Annotated in this window: 17 protein-coding genes and 1 pseudogene; 2 read left to right on the top strand and 16 right to left on the bottom strand. The window is 72.1% G+C overall.

From position 1 onward, the window contains the following. Positions 1-65 precede the first annotated feature (65 nt). The 6 genes from AB0N03_RS49565 to pyrR are packed head-to-tail and all read right to left on the bottom strand — an operon-like array spanning position 66 to position 5388. Positions 66-965, bottom strand: coding sequence for an AAA family ATPase (locus AB0N03_RS49565; RefSeq protein ID WP_364388030.1), 900 nt, complete (start codon positions 963-965; stop codon positions 66-68). Next, positions 962-2083, bottom strand: a complete 1122-nt coding sequence (gene carA / locus AB0N03_RS49560; protein ID WP_364388028.1) for a glutamine-hydrolyzing carbamoyl-phosphate synthase small subunit — start codon at positions 2081-2083, stop codon at positions 962-964. The genes AB0N03_RS49565 and carA overlap by 4 nt, the downstream gene beginning before the upstream one ends. Continuing rightward, positions 2080-2574, bottom strand: a complete 495-nt coding sequence (locus tag AB0N03_RS49555) for a transporter (protein ID WP_364388026.1) — start codon at positions 2572-2574, stop codon at positions 2080-2082. The genes carA and AB0N03_RS49555 overlap by 4 nt, the downstream gene beginning before the upstream one ends. Beyond that, complete coding sequence (locus AB0N03_RS49550) at positions 2574-3860, bottom strand: dihydroorotase (RefSeq protein ID WP_364388024.1); 1287 nt, start codon at positions 3858-3860, stop codon at positions 2574-2576. Before AB0N03_RS49550 ends, AB0N03_RS49555 begins: the two co-directional genes overlap by 1 nt. Further along, positions 3857-4789, bottom strand: a complete 933-nt coding sequence (locus tag AB0N03_RS49545; RefSeq protein WP_364388022.1) for an aspartate carbamoyltransferase catalytic subunit — start codon at positions 4787-4789, stop codon at positions 3857-3859. The genes AB0N03_RS49550 and AB0N03_RS49545 overlap by 4 nt, the downstream gene beginning before the upstream one ends. Continuing rightward, positions 4786-5388, bottom strand: coding sequence for a bifunctional pyr operon transcriptional regulator/uracil phosphoribosyltransferase PyrR (gene pyrR, locus AB0N03_RS49540; RefSeq protein WP_364388020.1), 603 nt, complete (start codon positions 5386-5388; stop codon positions 4786-4788). The genes AB0N03_RS49545 and pyrR overlap by 4 nt, the downstream gene beginning before the upstream one ends. Before the next feature lie 248 nt (positions 5389-5636). Here pyrR and AB0N03_RS49535 point away from each other — a divergent pair, with 248 nt between their 5' ends. Beyond that, on the top strand, positions 5637-6125 hold the full coding sequence (locus tag AB0N03_RS49535; protein WP_020422358.1) for a transcriptional regulator: 489 nt from the start codon (positions 5637-5639) through the stop codon (positions 6123-6125). A gap of 97 nt (positions 6126-6222) precedes the next feature. On the opposite strand, the gene nusB is transcribed toward AB0N03_RS49535, so the two are convergent. Genes nusB through AB0N03_RS49520 form a run of 3 tightly spaced genes read right to left on the bottom strand, consistent with a single transcriptional unit; the run spans position 6223 to position 8373 of the window. Further along, the gene (gene nusB / locus AB0N03_RS49530; RefSeq protein WP_364388018.1) at positions 6223-6678 is read right to left on the bottom strand and encodes a transcription antitermination factor NusB; all 456 of its coding nucleotides are present in this window, start codon (positions 6676-6678) and stop codon (positions 6223-6225) included. Next, positions 6678-7241 carry an elongation factor P gene (gene efp, locus AB0N03_RS49525; protein WP_364388017.1) on the bottom strand — a complete coding sequence of 188 codons (564 nt, stop codon included), beginning with the start codon at positions 7239-7241 and terminating at the stop codon, positions 6678-6680. Before efp ends, nusB begins: the two co-directional genes overlap by 1 nt. Before the next feature lie 43 nt (positions 7242-7284). Then, positions 7285-8373 carry a Xaa-Pro peptidase family protein gene (locus tag AB0N03_RS49520; protein WP_364388015.1) on the bottom strand — a complete coding sequence of 363 codons (1089 nt, stop codon included), beginning with the start codon at positions 8371-8373 and terminating at the stop codon, positions 7285-7287. Between the two features lie 62 nt (positions 8374-8435). Here AB0N03_RS49520 and AB0N03_RS49515 point away from each other — a divergent pair, with 62 nt between their 5' ends. Beyond that, entirely contained in the window at positions 8436-9017 is a 582-nt protein-coding gene (locus AB0N03_RS49515) for a B-4DMT family transporter (protein ID WP_364388013.1), read from the top strand. 18 nt (positions 9018-9035) lie between these two features. Here AB0N03_RS49515 and AB0N03_RS49510 read toward each other — a convergent pair whose 3' ends face one another. From AB0N03_RS49510 to AB0N03_RS49480, 7 genes and pseudogenes are all read right to left on the bottom strand, one after another. Then, on the bottom strand, positions 9036-10517 hold the full coding sequence (locus tag AB0N03_RS49510) for a beta-xylosidase (protein WP_364388050.1): 1482 nt from the start codon (positions 10515-10517) through the stop codon (positions 9036-9038). A 263-nt stretch (positions 10518-10780) separates the two neighbouring features. After that, complete coding sequence (locus AB0N03_RS49505; RefSeq protein WP_364388011.1) at positions 10781-11704, bottom strand: GNAT family N-acetyltransferase; 924 nt, start codon at positions 11702-11704, stop codon at positions 10781-10783. Next, entirely contained in the window at positions 11701-12132 is a 432-nt protein-coding gene (gene aroQ / locus AB0N03_RS49500; RefSeq protein WP_364388009.1) for a type II 3-dehydroquinate dehydratase, read from the bottom strand. The genes AB0N03_RS49505 and aroQ overlap by 4 nt, the downstream gene beginning before the upstream one ends. Then, a complete protein-coding gene (aroB, locus tag AB0N03_RS49495; protein ID WP_364388007.1) occupies positions 12129-13238 on the bottom strand; it encodes a 3-dehydroquinate synthase in 1110 nt (369 codons plus the stop codon). The genes aroQ and aroB overlap by 4 nt, the downstream gene beginning before the upstream one ends. Positions 13239-13246: 8 nt before the next feature. Next, complete coding sequence (locus tag AB0N03_RS49490; RefSeq protein ID WP_364388005.1) at positions 13247-13771, bottom strand: shikimate kinase; 525 nt, start codon at positions 13769-13771, stop codon at positions 13247-13249. Continuing rightward, positions 13768-14955, bottom strand: a complete 1188-nt coding sequence (gene aroC / locus AB0N03_RS49485; protein WP_364388003.1) for a chorismate synthase — start codon at positions 14953-14955, stop codon at positions 13768-13770. The genes AB0N03_RS49490 and aroC overlap by 4 nt, the downstream gene beginning before the upstream one ends. Before the next feature lie 48 nt (positions 14956-15003). Continuing rightward, positions 15004-15337 (bottom strand): annotated as a pseudogene (locus tag AB0N03_RS49480) (prepilin peptidase); the annotation flags it as partial.

Raw genomic sequence — 15337 nt, 5'->3', positions numbered from 1 at the left:
GTTGTTCTCGATGTCCAGGTGGGGCGCGCGGCCACGAACGTCCGGCACTTCTGCGCCCAGCCGGTTCATTGCCGCCTTGCCAACGGATCGCCGACGTCGAAGAACCCTTCGAGCCACAGGTCGCCGAGTAACGCACCAGGGCCCGCCATCGCGACCAGCCGGGGAAGGTCCGCCGCACGCTGTACCTGCACGCGGTCACAACCGTCGCGGTGCACCATCCAGACTTCATCCAGCCGCGAAGCATTCACAACGCCCGGAGAATGAGTGGCAGCGATGACCTGGCTGGTCTCGGCGTACGCTCGGATGTCATCGGCCAATGAGGCGTGCGACAACGGATAGAGCCCCGTCTCCGGGCCGTCGGTCAGCAGCACTGCAACAGAGTCCTGCGCCGAAGGCAGGCGCAGGCGTCCGGCATCACCGCCCGCGAGCCGGACTCGAGCGGCAAAGCGGCGGAAGGCGGCGATCTCCACATTGGCCGCGAAGCGCCCGAACGTATCGGCTCCGAGGATGTCCGGCGCTGTGAATTGTTCATCCACTGCGGCAACACCCGGCCGGTGAACAGTTCCGCGGCCGTCTCTGATGTCGAGCAAGTCGAACGCTTCGCTGTCCTCGTCACTCCGCCAGGACAGCTTTTCCGCCAGGACTTCCGCGGAGCTGTCTCGTTCTCCGATGACCAAGTGATAGACGAAAAGTCCTGCCCAGAGCCGACTGCCGAGTTCGATCTCGACAGGCCCACCGGCATCCCGACTCAGGATGCCGGCCAGACCGCCCCGGCGCCCCCATGCTTCAGCCAGTCCGCTGGTCACGGCCTCGAAAACGAAATCGATCGCATCGAGCACCGTGGATTTGCCGCTACCGTTGGGGCCGATCAGCACGGTGACCGGCGTCAGACCGTCCAGCTCGACGTCCCGGAGCACCCGGTAGTTCCGGATCCGGATCCGCTCGATGCCGGTCGTGAGTGTCACGACCGCTTCTCCATGAGCGAAACGAAATCGTCGAACAGGGGGGCCGCGTCGTGCGGGCCGGCCGCCGCCTCGGGGTGGTACTGGACCGAGAACGCCGGGACGTCGAACGCCCGCAGGCCCTCGACCGCGCCGTCGTTGGCGCAGTAGTGGCTTACCTGAGCCGCGCCGAAAGGCGACTCGAAGCGCTGCCCGGGCTCGCCTTCCAGGGCGAAACCGTGGTTCTGCGCCGTGATCGCCACCGACTTCGTGGCGACGTCGATCACCGGGATGTTGATGCCGCGGTGGCCGTAGCGCATCTTGTACGTCCCGAGGCCGAGCGCGCGGCCCAGGACCTGGTTGCCGAAGCAGATGCCGAACAGCGGGATCTCGCGGCCCAGGACCTGCTGGGTCAGCTCGGTCGCGTGCACCGTGGTGGCCGGGTCGCCCGGGCCGTTGGACAGGAACACGCCGTCCGGCTCGATCGCCAGGAGCTCGTCCAACGACGACGTCGAAGGCAGGACGTGCACCTCGATGCCCCGCTTGATCAGCTGGCGCGGGGTGTTGGACTTGATGCCCAGGTCGAGGGCGACCACCCGGAAACGCGTCTCGCCGGCAGGCGAGACCACGTAGGGGCGAGGCGTGGTGACCTGGCCGGCCAGGTCGGCGCCCTCCATCTTCGGGCTCGCCAGGACCTCCGCGACCATCTCGTCGACGGTGCCCAGCGCGTCGCCGGAGAACACCCCGGCGCGCATCGCGCCCAGCTCGCGCAGGTGCCGCGTCAGCGAGCGGGTGTCGACCTCGGCGATGCCGACGACGCCCTGGCGCACCAGCTCGTCGTCCAGCGTGCGCTTCGAGCGCCAGTTGGACGGCGTGCGCGCGGGGTCGCGCACCACGTAGCCGTTGACCCAGATCTTCGACGACTCGTCGTCCTCGTCGTTCCAGCCGGTGTTGCCGATCTGCGGCGCGGTCTGCACCACGATCTGCCCGTGGTAGGACGGGTCGGTCAGCGTCTCCTGGTAGCCGGTCATGCCGGTGCAGAACACCGCCTCGCCGAGGCTTCGCCCCCGCGCGCCGTAGGCGGCGCCGCGGAACACCCGGCCGTCTTCGAGTACCAGTGCGGCCTGAGCGCGCGCGTTCACTGGGCACCTCCCTTGATCTTGAGCTGTTCGATCCACTGTGGATAGTCGTCGAGGTCGTCGCCGCGGAAGCCGGTGTCGAGCTCGGTTTCGCCGGCGCGCCACGTGAGCACCAGCAGCGCGTCGGTGCCCATCACCTTCCCGGCGATCTTCGAGTCGCGCCGGACGCCGGTGACGGCGTCGCGCGGGATCCAGAAGTCGGGCGCTCCCCCGCGTTCGACCGCGACGCCGCTTTCGTGCAGCCGCAGGACCGCGCCGGTGCGCAGCCCCGCGCCGCGCGTGACGACCCGGTTCTGCCACTCCCCCGCGAACGTCGTGGCGACGTAGACGCCGGTGGACTCCAGCAGCGCGTCACCGAGGTCTTCGGGGATGGCGGGGAACGGCGGCACCTGCACGCTCTGCGAGCGCGCCTTGCGCCGCCAGCCGACGTACATGCCCCAGAGGCAGAGCAGGAAGAAGGCGACGATCGCCAGCACCAGCCAAAGGCGTTCCATCAGCAGACCTTCCCGTCCCGCGCGGTGAGCCGCCCGCGCAGCAGCGTCGCGGTCACCACACCGGGGAGCCGCATTCCCTCGTACGGGGTGTTGGCGGCGATGCTGGCCAGCTCCGCGCCCCGGACCGTCCACTCGGCGTCCGGGTCGACCAGGGTCAGGTTCGCCGGTTCGCCGACCTCGATCGGGCGGCCCTGGTCGGCGAGGTTGCCGATCTCGGCGGGCCGCTCGCTCATCACGCGGGCGACACCGCGCCAGTCGAGCAGCCCGGTGCGGACCATGGTCTCGGCCACGATGGACAGTGCCGTCTGCAGCCCGAGCATGCCCGGCCGGGCCGCGGTCCACTCGGTGTCCTTGTCCTGAACGGCGTGCGGCGCGTGGTCGGTCGCGACGCAGTCGATGACGCCCTCGGCCAGCGCGGTCCGCAGCTTCTCGGCGTCGGACTGCGTGCGCAGCGGCGGGTTCACCTTGTTGACCGGGTCGTAGGTGGCCAGCCGTTCGTCGGTGAGCAGCAGGTGGTGCGGCGTGACCTCGGCCGACACCTTGGTGCCGCGATCTTTCGCCCAGCGCAGGACGTCGGCGGTGCCCGAAGTGGACACGTGGCAGACGTGCAGCCGCGCCTTGGCGTGCAGCGCCAGGAGGCAGTCACGGGCCACGATGGACTCTTCCGCGGCGGCCGGCCAGCCGGTGTAGCCGAGCCGGGCCGCGCGTTCGCCTTCGTGCGCCTGCGCGCCGACGGTCAGCCGCGGCTCCTCGGCGTGCTGCGCGATGACGACGTCGAGGGCGGTCGAGTACTCCAGCGCGCGGCGCATCAACAGCGGGTCGGCGACGCAGAGGCCGTCGTCGGAGAAGACCTTGACCTGCGCCTGCGAGTTCGCCATCGTGCCCAGCTCGGCGAGCTTCTCGCCCTTGAGCCCGACGGTGACCGCGCCGACCGGGTGGACGTCGACCAGGCCGACCTCCTGCCCGCGCCGCCACACGTGGTCGACGATCACGGCGTTGTCGGCGACCGGGTCGGTGTTGGCCATGGCGAACACCGCGGTGTAGCCGCCGAGCGCCGCCGCGGCCGAACCGCTCTCGATCGTCTCGGTGTCTTCGCGGCCGGGTTCGCGCAGGTGAGTGTGCAGGTCGACGAATCCGGGGAGCAGGACCTGGCCACTCGCGTTGATCACTTCGGCGTCTTCGGGGACGTCGATCGCACCGATCGCGGTGATCACGCCGTCCTCGATCAGGACATCGACCGGGTCACCTTCGCCGTAGGGGCGGGCGCCCTGGATCACGGTGCTCACGCGGCGGCTCCTTCGCTGGCCAGGAGGTGGTAGAGGACCGCCATGCGGACGTGGACGCCGTTGCGGACCTGTTCGGTGATGGCCGAGGCCGGGGAGTCGGCGACCGCGCTCGCGATCTCCATCCCGCGCAGCATCGGGCCGGGGTGCAGCACGACCGCGTGGTCCGGCAGCAGCTTCTGCCGCTTTTCCGAGAGGCCGTAAGCGATCGAGTACTCGCGTGCGCTCGGGAAGAACCCCCCGTGCATGCGCTCCGCCTGGACACGCAGCATCATGACCGCGTCGACGGCGGGCAGCTCGGCGTCCAGATCGTGCGAGACGGTCACGGGCAGGCTTTCGACGCCGTAGGGCAGCAGTGTCGGCGGCGCGACCAGCACCACCTCCGCGCCGAGGGCCGAGAGCAGGTGGATGTTCGAGCGGGCGACGCGGCTGTGCAGGACGTCGCCGACGATCGCGACGCGCCGGTCCTTGAGCGAGCCGAGGCGCTCGCGCAGGGTCGCCGCGTCGAGCAGCGCCTGCGTCGGGTGCTCGTGGGTGCCGTCGCCGGCGTTGACCACCGACGTGCCGGGCTCGGCGAGCCACTCCGAGAGCCGCTGGGCGGCGCCGCTGGCGGGGTGCCGGACGATCACGCAGTCGGCGCCCGCGGCGGCCAGCGTCAGGGCCGTGTCGCGCAGGGACTCCCCCTTGTTCACCGAGGAGCTGGACGCGGAGACGTTGATCACGTCCGCGCTCATCCACTTCCCGGCGATCTCGAACGACACCCGGGTGCGCGTCGAGTTCTCGTAGAACAGGGTGATCACCGTGCGGCCGCGCAGCGTCGGCAGCTTCTTGACCTCCCGGCCGAGCAGGGTGTGCTTCAGCTCGTCGGCCGTGTCCAGCACGGCCGTGGCCAGCGCCGGGTCCAGCCCGTCGGTGGCGAGGAGGTGCTTCACGAGTCTTCTCCAGGTACTTCTTCGGTCGGGCGGAGCAGCACCGCGTCGCGGCCGTCGATTTCGGCCAGCAGGACGGACACGCCCTCGGTGCGGGCGGTCGGCACGTTCTTGCCCACGTAGTCGGCGCGGATCGGCAGCTCGCGGTGGCCGCGATCGACCAGCACGGCCAGCTGCACCGCGCGGGGGCGGCCGTGATCACGGAGGGCATCGAGCGCGGCCCGGATCGTGCGGCCGGAGAAGAGGACGTCGTCGACCAGGATCACCACCCGGTCGTCGATGCCGTCGGGGGGCAGCTGCGTCTGTTCGAGCGCGCGCGGCGGGCGGCGGCGGAGGTCGTCCCGGTAGAGGGTGACGTCGAGGGCGCCGGTCGGCGGGCGGACGCCGGAGAACTCGCCGATCTTGCCGGCGAGACGGGCCGCGAGCGGAGTGCCGCGGCTGGGGATCCCGAGCAACACGGGCGGGGTAGTGCTCTCCGCACCGTTCGCGGTCTTTTCGATGACCTGATGGGCCATTCGGGCGATCGTGCGCGCGACATCGCCAGCCGTCAGGAGCTCGCGCTCCCCGGCCGAACCAGCCGCGCCACGCGGACGTGACGACACTTCGGACTCCTTCCCCGCCTCACCGGACGGGTCCTTAAAGGACGTCTGTTCCCCTGCTGGTCGGGGCTTTCGCACCGACAGTAGCAGGCACTTTGCTCAGTCTTACGGGTGGTGTGGCGTGATTCGCGGCAAGCTCCTGCTTGACCTGGTGACAACAATGCGTAACCATTACTCTGAGTATTCGACTCGAAGAGTCCCCTGGCCCGGTCACCCCGACCGGGAGGGGGTGGAGAACGGAGAACGACCAGATGGGCGATTACGCCAAGGCGCTCGGGGCCAAGCTCCGCGGGATCCGCCAGCAGCAGGGCCTGTCCCTGCACGGGGTCGAGCAGAAGTCCGGGGGACGCTGGAAGGCCGTCGTCGTCGGCTCGTACGAGCGTGGCGACCGTGCCGTCACCGTGCAGAAGCTGGCCGAGCTGGCCGACTTCTACGGCGTACCGGTGGTCGAGCTGCTGCCCGAGGGCCGGGTCCCCTCCGGCGCGGAGCCCGCCACCAAGATCGTGATCAACCTCGAGCGCCTGCAGCAGCTGCCGGCCGAAAAGGTGGGCCCGTTGGCCCGCTACGCGGCGACGATCCAGAGCCAGCGCGGCGACTACAACGGCAAGGTGCTCTCGATCCGCACCGAGGACCTGCGGTCCCTGGCGATCATCTACGACATGACCCCGGGCGAGCTCACCGAGCAGCTCATCGACTGGGGCGTGCTCCCGCCGGAGGCGCGGCCGGCCAAGGAGGACTGATCGAACGTGTGCTGCCGACGCAGTGAGCGTTCCCCGGTGGGGCACCGGAGACGCTCACTGAGCCGTCGGGGGGCATCAGCACACGGGTGGTCTGCGTTCAGAGCACGGCGCGCAGGCGGTCGGCGATCGTGCCGATCCGGCCCAGCACGCCGTTGACGAACCGCGGCGAGTCGTCCGTGGACAGTTCCTTCGCGAGGCCCACGGCCTCGTCGATCGCGACCGGGTCCGGCACGTCCTCGGCCCAGAGCAGCTCGTAGACCCCGATCCGCAGCACCGCGAGGTCGACCTTCGGCATCCGCTCCAGGGTCCAGCCCTGCGCGTGCTCGGCCAGCAGCTCGTCGATCTGCGCGCGGCGCCCGTTGACGCCCTCGACCAGGCTGATCGTGTAATCCCCGATCGGGTCGACCTCGGTCGCGCCGACGCGGTCGGCCAGCAGCGTCACCGCGTCGGTGTCGCGCTGCGCGGCCTCGTACAACATCTCCACCGCGCGACGACGCGCCTGCCGCCGGCTGATCGCGCCGCCGCGGTTGGGGTGGGGCTTCGACGTCGGCATCAGTTGGAGACGCGGCCCAGGTAACGGCCGTCGCGCGTGTCGACCTTGATCTTCTCGCCGGTGGACAGGAACAGCGGGACCTGGATCTCCGCGCCGGTCTCCAGCGTCGCCGGCTTGGTGCCACCGGTGGAGCGGTCGCCCTGCAGGCCGGGGTCGGTGTGCTGGATGACGATCTCGACCGAGGTCGGGAGCTCGACGTAGAGCGCCTCGTTCTCGTGCACCGCGACCTGGACCTCGGTGTTCTCGAGCATGTAGTCGGCGTTGTCGCCGACGACCGCGGCCAGCACCGTGATCTGGTCGTAGGTGTCGCCGTCCATGAACACGAAGTCCTGGCCGTCCTTGTACAGGTAGGTCATGTTCCGGCGGTCCACCGTGGCCGTCTCGACCTTCGTGCCCGCGTTGAACGTCTTGTCGACCACCTTGCCGGTGAGCACGTGCTTGAGGGTCGTGCGCACGAAGGCACCGCCCTTGCCCGGCTTGACGTGCTGGAACGCGGTGACGGTCCACAGCTGGCCCTCGAGGTTGAGGACGAGCCCGTTCTTCAGGTCGTTGGTGGTGGCCACGAGCTTGCAGTCTCCTGTGTCGATCTACGGTTCGGGGCCGCCGTCAGACGACCACGAGGTTCTTGGTGCTCAGGGTGAGGAGTTCGGGCTCCCCAGCCCGCACGACGAGCGTGTCCTCGATGCGCACGCCACCGCGCCCCGCGAGGTAGACGCCGGGCTCGACGGTGACCGCCATACCGGCGGACAGTGTACCGACGCCCGTCGCGGCGAAGCTCGGTGCCTCGTGGATCTGCAGGCCGACGCCGTGTCCGAGGCCGTGCGCGAAGTGCTCGCCGTGCCCGGCGTCGGCGATCACCTTGCGCGCCGCGGCGTCCACTTCGGACACCTCGGCGCCCGGCACGACGGCGTCGACGCCGGCCGCCTGGGCCGCGTGCACGAGGTCGTAGACCTCCCGCTGCCAGTCCGCGGGTTCGCCGAGGACGAAGGTGCGGGTCATGTCGGAGTGGTAGCCGTCGACGGTCGCGCCGAAGTCCATCTTGACGAAGTCGCCGCGCTTCAAGCCGGCGTGCGTGGGCCGGTGGTGCGGGATGGCCGAGTGCGCGCCGGCGGCGATGATGGAGGCGAAGCTGAGCGCCTCCGAGCCGTGCTCCAGCATCCGGTTCTCCAGGTCACGGGCGACGTCCAGCTCGGTCCGCCCGGGGCGCAGACCCCCGGCGGCGACGAGGTCGTCCAGCGCCCGGTCGGCGGCGGCACAGGCCTGGCGCAGTGCCTCGATCTCGGCTTCGTCCTTCACCAGGCGCAGCTGCTCGATGAGTCCGGGAGTCCTCGTCAGCGACACTTTCGTGGAGAGCGCTTCGTACTCCTCGACGCTCATGTGCTGGCTCTCGAAACCGACCCGCCCGTAGGTCTTGGTGTCCTTCGCGGCCTTCGCGACGAGCGCGGCGGCGCTGGCCCGGTCGACGACCTTGTCCAGGTCGGGCACCTCGGCGGCCGACTGGGTCGTGTAGCGGCCGTCGGTGCAGAAGAGCGTCTTCCCGTCGCCCTCGGCGTGCAGCAGCACGGCGGCGTTCGAGCCGGTGAACCCGGTGAGGTAGCGGATGTTGAGCAGATCGGTGACCAGCAGCGCGTCGACACCGGCTTCGGTCAGAAGCCCGCGCAGCGCCGCCCGGCGTCGTCCATGGGTTTCGGGCACGGGTCCAGCCTAGTGGGCGCTGGTCAAGCGACTCGCCAGTAACCTGGCCTAGACTCCGCAGGATGAGTGCTTGGGTGATCCGCGGACTCGGGATGGCGGTGCTCCACGGCGTCGCGCTGACGCTGCTGGCCAAGTACGCCGTGTACCACCCGACGGACCAGACGCTCGTGGTGTCGGTCGCGCTGGCGGTCCTGGTCGGCGCGGCGGCGCTGTGGAGCGCGCTGGACGCGTGGCGGGGCCTTCCGGACCGCGGCCGCGCGTGGTTCATCGCGGCGCTGGTGACGGGGGTCGTGTCGGGGATCCTGTACGTGATCGGGCGGGCGGTTTTCGTCGACCAGACGGGCGTGTCCGAGCTGGGCGGGGCGCTGACCGGCGGGGCCGCGTTCTCGGCGCTGCTGGTGCTGATCCCCGCGGGGCTCGGGCTGTTCGTGGGCGGGCGGATCGGGCGGAGTCAGCCGTCGGAGTCGGAGGACGACGGCGAGGTAGCTTCGCCTTCGCCGTCACCGGCGCCGCGACCGCGCCGCCGGGCTGCGGACGAGGAACTCTCGCCCCGGCCTCGCCGCCGGGGCCGGACGCCGAACGAGGAACCCCCGCGACGGCCGTCTCCCCGGATTCGGCCGCGCAGCGAGGAACCCCGCGCCTGACCGCGCCGCGTCCCGGCTTCAGCCGACCAGGGAGGTGCCCTGCGGGAAGCCGTCCCACCGGGCGTCGGTCACCGGGCGTGCCGCCGAACCGTTGCCGGCGAGGATTCCGGCGTCCGGTACCCACCACAGCCGGCGGTCGTCGAGGACCAGGGCGAGCCCGCGGCCCGGCGCCTGGACCGCCTCGGCGCCCGAGCGCAGCCGCGTCGCCACCGGGAGCGCCGCCACCTCGGGCGGTTCCTTCTCCAGCAGCTCGCCGGCCAGCGCCGCGGCGACCCCGCGCCGGTCGACCCGCACCCGCTGCCCGGCGCGGACCAGGTCCATCGTCCGGTCCGGCGACGGCATCGTCACGCCGTCGAACGTCGCGGCGACCCGGCCCGGGCTCGCGCAGGCCTGGCTGCCCACGAGGTCGAGCCCGAAGTGGCGCAGGGCGGTCGGCGCGCCGGCGCCGCCGATCGCGGTGGCCCGCACGACGTCGAACGGCACCCGGTCGCACGGGGCGGCCGACGACAGCGGCGCGTGCCCGTCCGCGCGGCGCACCAGCCCCGGCCCTTCCTTCCACGGGCCCGGGATGACGACCGGCCGGTACGGGTTCTCGGCGAAGTCCGCCGTCCAGAACGTCAGCGTCGTCCCGGTGTCGGTTTCGTGCGCGATGACGAACGCGTCGAGCGCCCCCACCCACATCAGGTCGGCGCTGAACCCCTCGACCACCGACCGGCCGCGCGGCGCGGAAGTCGTGGCCACCGGCACGAACCCGCCGACGTCGAGGGCCTGCACCCCGGACCCGAACGCGGGGTCGTGCGACCGGAGCACGAACTGCCCGGCGCCGTTCCAGGCCGCGGCGCGGCCGGTGGTGTCGGTGAACATCAGGTAGAACCAGCCGTCGAGGTAGACGGCCGAGGGCTGGCCGGCGCCGTAGACGTTGGCGCGGTGCACGTCGTGCGACGGCCCGAGGATCGGCTTCCCGCCCGCCGCGCGGGTCCAGTGCACGCCGTCCGGGCTGGTCGCGAGCCCGACGGCGTTGCCGAGCGCGTGGTCACCGGCCGCGCCGGTGTAGTAGAGGTAGTAGGTCGTGCCGACGCGCAGCACCGACGGGTCGCAGGTGTGCATGCCGTCGAACTGCCCGGGCGCGCCGGAGAAGACGGCGGCCGGGATCCCGCCGCCGGGCCCGGCGAACGGCCCGTCGATCGACTGGGCCCGGGCGTAGAGGATGTCGTCACCGGCGGGCCCGGCGCCGCCGTACTGGCTGCACCACCACATCCGGGTCTGCCCGCGGTCGAGCATGACCGACGGTCCGTAGTTGTAGACGGCATCCGCCCCACCGGCGGCGAGCACACCGCCACTCTCCCGGGGGTCACCCGAAGCGAGCTTGACGTCGACGGGCCGCGGCGGGGAGGCGGACTTCCCGCCCGCGATGGCCGGCTTGTCCCCGGCCGCCTGGGGCTGGGCGTAACCCTCGGTGCACCCCGCGACGAGCAGCCCGGCCAGGACACTGGCGAGCAGGGCACGAGCGGGTCGCCGACCCCCACGACGAAACGGGCGCACGGCACCGGAGTGTAGCGAGACGCAACCTGTCCGAGTGACGGCACACCTGGTCGGCGGTCCTTCGATCGTGGGCAAGATCGCGGGCGGGGCAAGGGTTTCCGGAGTCCGGGCCGGTCAGACCCGGTGACGACCCGCGCAGGCGGTGACCGGGGTCCGCGCCGACGGAGACTGCGACGTCTTGAATGAGTCATTCAAGACGCTGGAAGACCTGAATGACTCATTCAAGACGTTTGCGGGGCGGCCGGCGGGCCGTCGAGCGCGACCAGCTCCACCTCGAAACCGGCGTCGTTCTCGAGATAAGCCGCGTAGTGCGCTTCCCCGCCCGCGTACGGGTACCGATCGCCGAACAGCGGGCGCCACCCGTGGCCGGCCGCGCGCTCGGCCAGGGCGTCGACCTGGGCCCGCGTTCCCCCGTGCAGCGCCAGGTGGTTCAGGCCCGGCCGCGTGCGCTCGTGCGCCGGCGCGCTCATCGCCGGCGACGCCTCCACCACGACGTACGTCCCGCCGCGCCGCCAGCTGACACCCGCCGGCCAGCGCTGGAACTCCGTCCACCCCAGCTCGCCGAGCAGCCAGCCCCAGCTCCGCTCGGCCTCGGCGAGGTCCGGCACCCACAGCTCGACGTGGTGCGGCCGCCCGGCCACCGGCGCCAGGGACACGAGCACCCGGTGCAGGTCGCCGTAGTGGATGCCGCTGCCGACGTCCAGGAAGCCCAGCCGGGCCGCCACCTTCCGGCTCGCCGCGTTGTTCTCGTGCACCAGCGCCCACACCGCCGGCAGCCCGAGCGCGTCGAGGCCGTGGTCCAGCACCGCCCGGGCGGCTTCGGTCGCCAGGCCCTGCCCCGCGTGCGCGCTCGCGACGTAGTAGCCCAGTTCGGCCACTCCGCCGGGCAGCTCCCAAGACGGGCGCAGGTGCGCGACGCCGATCACCTCGCCGTCACGCTCGATCACCCAGTGGCCCTGGCCGGCCGGGCCGCGGTAGGCCAGGCGGCGGTCGACCATCGCGTTCGCCGCGGCCGGGTCGGCGAAGTCCGCGGCGAAGAACCGGCTCATCTCCGGGTCGGAGAACACCTTCACGACGGCTTCGCGGTCGGTCTCGACCAGCTGCCGCAGCTTCAGCCGCGCCGTGGTCAGTGACGGCAGCGTCATCCCGGGTGCGCGGCGAGCCACCGCAGGGCGAGCGGGTAACCGTCGACGCCGAGGCCGGCGATCACCGCGGTCGCGATGTCCGACAGCACGCTGTGGTGCCGGAACGCCTCCCGCTTGTGCACGTTCGAGATGTGCAGCTCGATCAGCGGCGCGGCCAGCTGCGCCGCGGCGTCGCGCACCGCGATCGAGTAGTGCGTCCACGCGCCGGCGTTGAGCACCACCGGGTTCCCGCCGTCCGCGGCTTCGTGCAACCAGCCGACCAGTTCGCCTTCGTGGTCGGTCTGCCGGACCTCGACCTCGATCCCCAGCTCCTCGCCGGCCTTGACGCACAGCGCGGCGAGGTCGTCGTGGGTGGCCGAGCCGTAGACCGACGGCTCGCGCTTGCCGAGCCGGCCCAGGTTGGGGCCGTTGAACACGAACGCCTTCACAGCAGCACGCTCCCGCCGGCCTTGGGGGCGTCGGCGGCGATCGCCGAGTACGCGGCCGCGAGCAGCGCCGGGTCCGGGCCCTCGAGCCGGCCGGGTTTGCCCAGCGCGTCGAGGACGACGAACCGCAGCACTCCGGAGCGGGTTTTTTTGTCGCCCTTCATGGTTTCCAGCAGCTGGGGCAGCGCGTCGGCGTCGTAGGTAGTCGGCAGGCCGAGCAGCTTCAGCACGGCGGCGTGGCGCTCGGCGGTGGCGTCGTCGAGCCGCCCGGCCAGCCGCGCCAGCTCGGCGGCGAACACCAGCCCGACGCTCACCGCGGCGCCGTGGCGCCACCGGTACCGCTCGCGGCGCTCGATGGCGTGGCCGAGGGTGTGGCCGTAGTTGAGGATCTCCCGCAGGTCGGACTCGCGCAGGTCGGCGGCCACGACGTCGGCCTTGACCTGGATCGACCGCCGGACCAGCTCGGCCAGCACGTCGCCGCTCGCGTCGAGCGCGCCGGCCGGGTCGGCCTCGATCAGCTCGAGGATCCGCGGGTCGGCGATGAAGCCCGTCTTCACGACCTCGGCCATCCCGGCGACGAGCTCGTTCGGCGGCAGCGTCTCCAGCGTCGCGAGGTCGACGAACACCGCGCTCGGCTCGTGGAACACCCCGACGAGGTTCTTGCCCGCCTCGGTGTTGATGCCGGTCTTGCCGCCGACCGCGGCGTCGACCATGCCGAGCAGCGTCGTCGGGACGTTGACCAGCCGGACGCCGCGCATCCACGTACCCGCGACGAACCCGGCGAGGTCGGTGACGGCGCCGCCGCCGAGACCGACCACGACGCCGCGGCGGTCCAGCCCGATCCGGCCGAGCACCTCCCAGCAGAAGCTCGCGACGGTGAGCGCCTTGCCGTCCTCGGCGTCGGGGATCTCGACGCGGTGCGCGTCGAGCCCGGCCGCGATCAGCTCCTCGCGGATGGCCTCGGCCGTGGTCGTCAGCGTCGGCGGGTGGACCAGCGCGATCTTCGAGGCGTCGGCGAGCTGCGCGGTGAGGTCGCCGAGCAGGCCGCGGCCGACCACGACGTCGTAGGGACGGGCGGTGGCGACGGGGATGCGCACCGGATCGGACACGGGGTGACTCACTCCTTGGCTTCGGCGGGGACGACGAGTTCGGCCGCGAGGCCCGCGACGATCTCGGGGGGCGTCCGGTCGTCGGTGACGACTTCGACGGTGGCGACCTCGCGATAGACGGGCACCCGTTCGTCGAGCAGTTTCTTGAACGTGGCGCGGGGGTTCACCCCGGCCAGCAGCGGCCGCGCACTCGAAAGACCGGTGCGCTGCACCCCGGCGGCCAGGCCGACGTTGAGGAACACGACGGTGTGCTCGCCCAGCCGGGCCCGGGTGCCGGGAGTGAGCGGGGCGCCGCCGCCGAGGGAGAGCACGCCGTCGTGCTCCGCCAGCCCGGTGGCGACCGCTTCTTCTTCCAGCGCGCGGAAAGCGGCTTCGCCGTCTTCCGCGAAGATGTCGGCGATGCTGCGGCCGTCGCGAGCGACGATGTCGTCGTCGCTGTCCCGGAACTCGACGCCGAGCGCGGCCGCCAGCAGCGGGCCGACCGTGCTCTTGCCCGAGCCGGGCGGGCCGACGATCACCGCGCGAGGGCTCACCAGCGCTCCTCGAGGGCCTTCAGGTACGCCTCGGCGTTGCGCTTGCTCTCGACGAGGGAGTCGCCGCCGAACTTCTCGAGCGCGGCGTCGGCGAGGACGAGCGACACGACCGACTCCAGCACGACCCCGGCCCGGGGCACCGCGCAGACGTCGGACCGCTGGTGGATGGCGACGGCGGGCTCGCCGGTCTTGACGTCCACAGTGGACAGTGCTTTGGGGACGGTCGAGATCGGCTTCATCGCGACGCGCACCCGCAGCGGCTCGCCGTTGGTGATGCCGCCTTCGAGGCCGCCCGCGCGGTTGGACCGGCGGGTGACGCCGACCGGGCCGGTGCCGCGGTCGATCTCGTCGTGCGCCTGGCTGCCCCAGCGGCGGGCGGTGGTGAAGCCGTCGCCGACCTCGACGCCCTTCATCGCCTGGACGCCCATCAACGCGCCGGCGAGCCGGGCGTCGAGCCGGCGGTCCCAGTGGACGTGGGAGCCGAGGCCCGGCGGCAGGCCGTAGGCGAGGACCTCGATCACGCCCCCGACGGTGTCGCCCGCCTTCCGCACGGCGTCGACCTCGGCGACCATCGCGTCGGTGCCTTCCTGGCTGAAGGCGCGCACCGGGCTCTCGTCAATGGCGGCCAGGTCGGCGGCGACGGGCAGCGGCCCCTCGGGAGCGTCGGCGCCGCCGATCGAGACGACGTGGCTGAGGATCTCGACGCCGAGCAGCTGCTTCAGGAAGTTCCGCGCGACGGTGCCGAGCGCGGTCCGCGACGCCGTCTCGCGCGCACTGGCTCGTTCGAGGACGGGGCGGGCCTCGTCGAAGCCGTACTTCTGCATGCCGGGCAGGTCGGCGTGGCCGGGGCGGGGCCGGGTGAGCGGTTCGTTGCGCGCGAGGCCCTCGAGGATCTGCGGGTCGACCGGGTCGGCCGCCATCACCTGCTCCCACTTGGGCCACTCGGCGTTCTCGATCTGGATCGCGACCGGGCCGCCCTGGGTGAGGCCGTGACGCACGCCGCCGAGGAAGTCGATGTGGTCGGTCTCGAAGCCCATCCGCGGGCTGCGCCCGAAGCCGAGGCGGCGCCGGGCGAGCTGCTCGGTGACGTCGGCGGTGGTGACGCCGACGCCGGCGGGCATGCCTTCGAGCACGGCGGCCAGCGCGGGTCCGTGCGATTCACCTGCGGTGATCCAGCGCAACATGGGCTCAATCCTGTCACGGGGGCCGGGCGGACCCGAAGAGTGTTCCGGTCATGGCGCACCCGGGAAGAGGGCACACAGCCAGGTGGCGGAGAGGAGGGCGGGACCGTGGGGCACGCGGTGGCCGCCCCACGCGAGCGCGATGGCCAGGCTGAACAGGGCCGCCAGGACCGCTGCGAGCGCGAGGGCGGCCCAGCCCGCCGCGCCCAGGATCGCGCCGAGGCTGCCGGACAGCTTCACGTCGCCCGCGCCGAGGCTGCCCGGTGCCGCGCGGGCGACCAGGGCGTGCGCGCCGCCGAACAGCAGCACGCCCGCGGCCGCCCGCGCCGCGAGGGACGGGCCACCACCGCCCAGCGCCACCCCGCCGATCGCGACGCCGACGAGG

This window comes from Amycolatopsis sp. NPDC051061, from assembly GCF_040682935.1.
GTDB lineage: Bacteria > Actinomycetota > Actinomycetes > Mycobacteriales > Pseudonocardiaceae > Amycolatopsis.
This window is presented reverse-complemented; position numbering and strand designations above follow the sequence as displayed.

Excerpts from the sequence above, each read along its gene's own strand:
- AB0N03_RS49555 (WP_364388026.1), bottom strand. The coding sequence starts at position 2,574 with ATGGAACGCCTTTGGCTGGTGCTGGCGATCGTCGCCTTCTTCCTGCTC.
- AB0N03_RS49535 (WP_020422358.1), top strand. The coding sequence starts at position 5,637 with ATGGGCGATTACGCCAAGGCGCTCGGGGCCAAGCTCCGCGGGATCCGC.
- nusB (WP_364388018.1), bottom strand. The coding sequence starts at position 6,678 with ATGCCGACGTCGAAGCCCCACCCCAACCGCGGCGGCGCGATCAGCCGG.
- AB0N03_RS49515 (WP_364388013.1), top strand. The coding sequence starts at position 8,436 with ATGAGTGCTTGGGTGATCCGCGGACTCGGGATGGCGGTGCTCCACGGC.
- AB0N03_RS49505 (WP_364388011.1), bottom strand. The coding sequence starts at position 11,704 with ATGACGCTGCCGTCACTGACCACGGCGCGGCTGAAGCTGCGGCAGCTG.
- aroC (WP_364388003.1), bottom strand. The coding sequence starts at position 14,955 with ATGTTGCGCTGGATCACCGCAGGTGAATCGCACGGACCCGCGCTGGCC.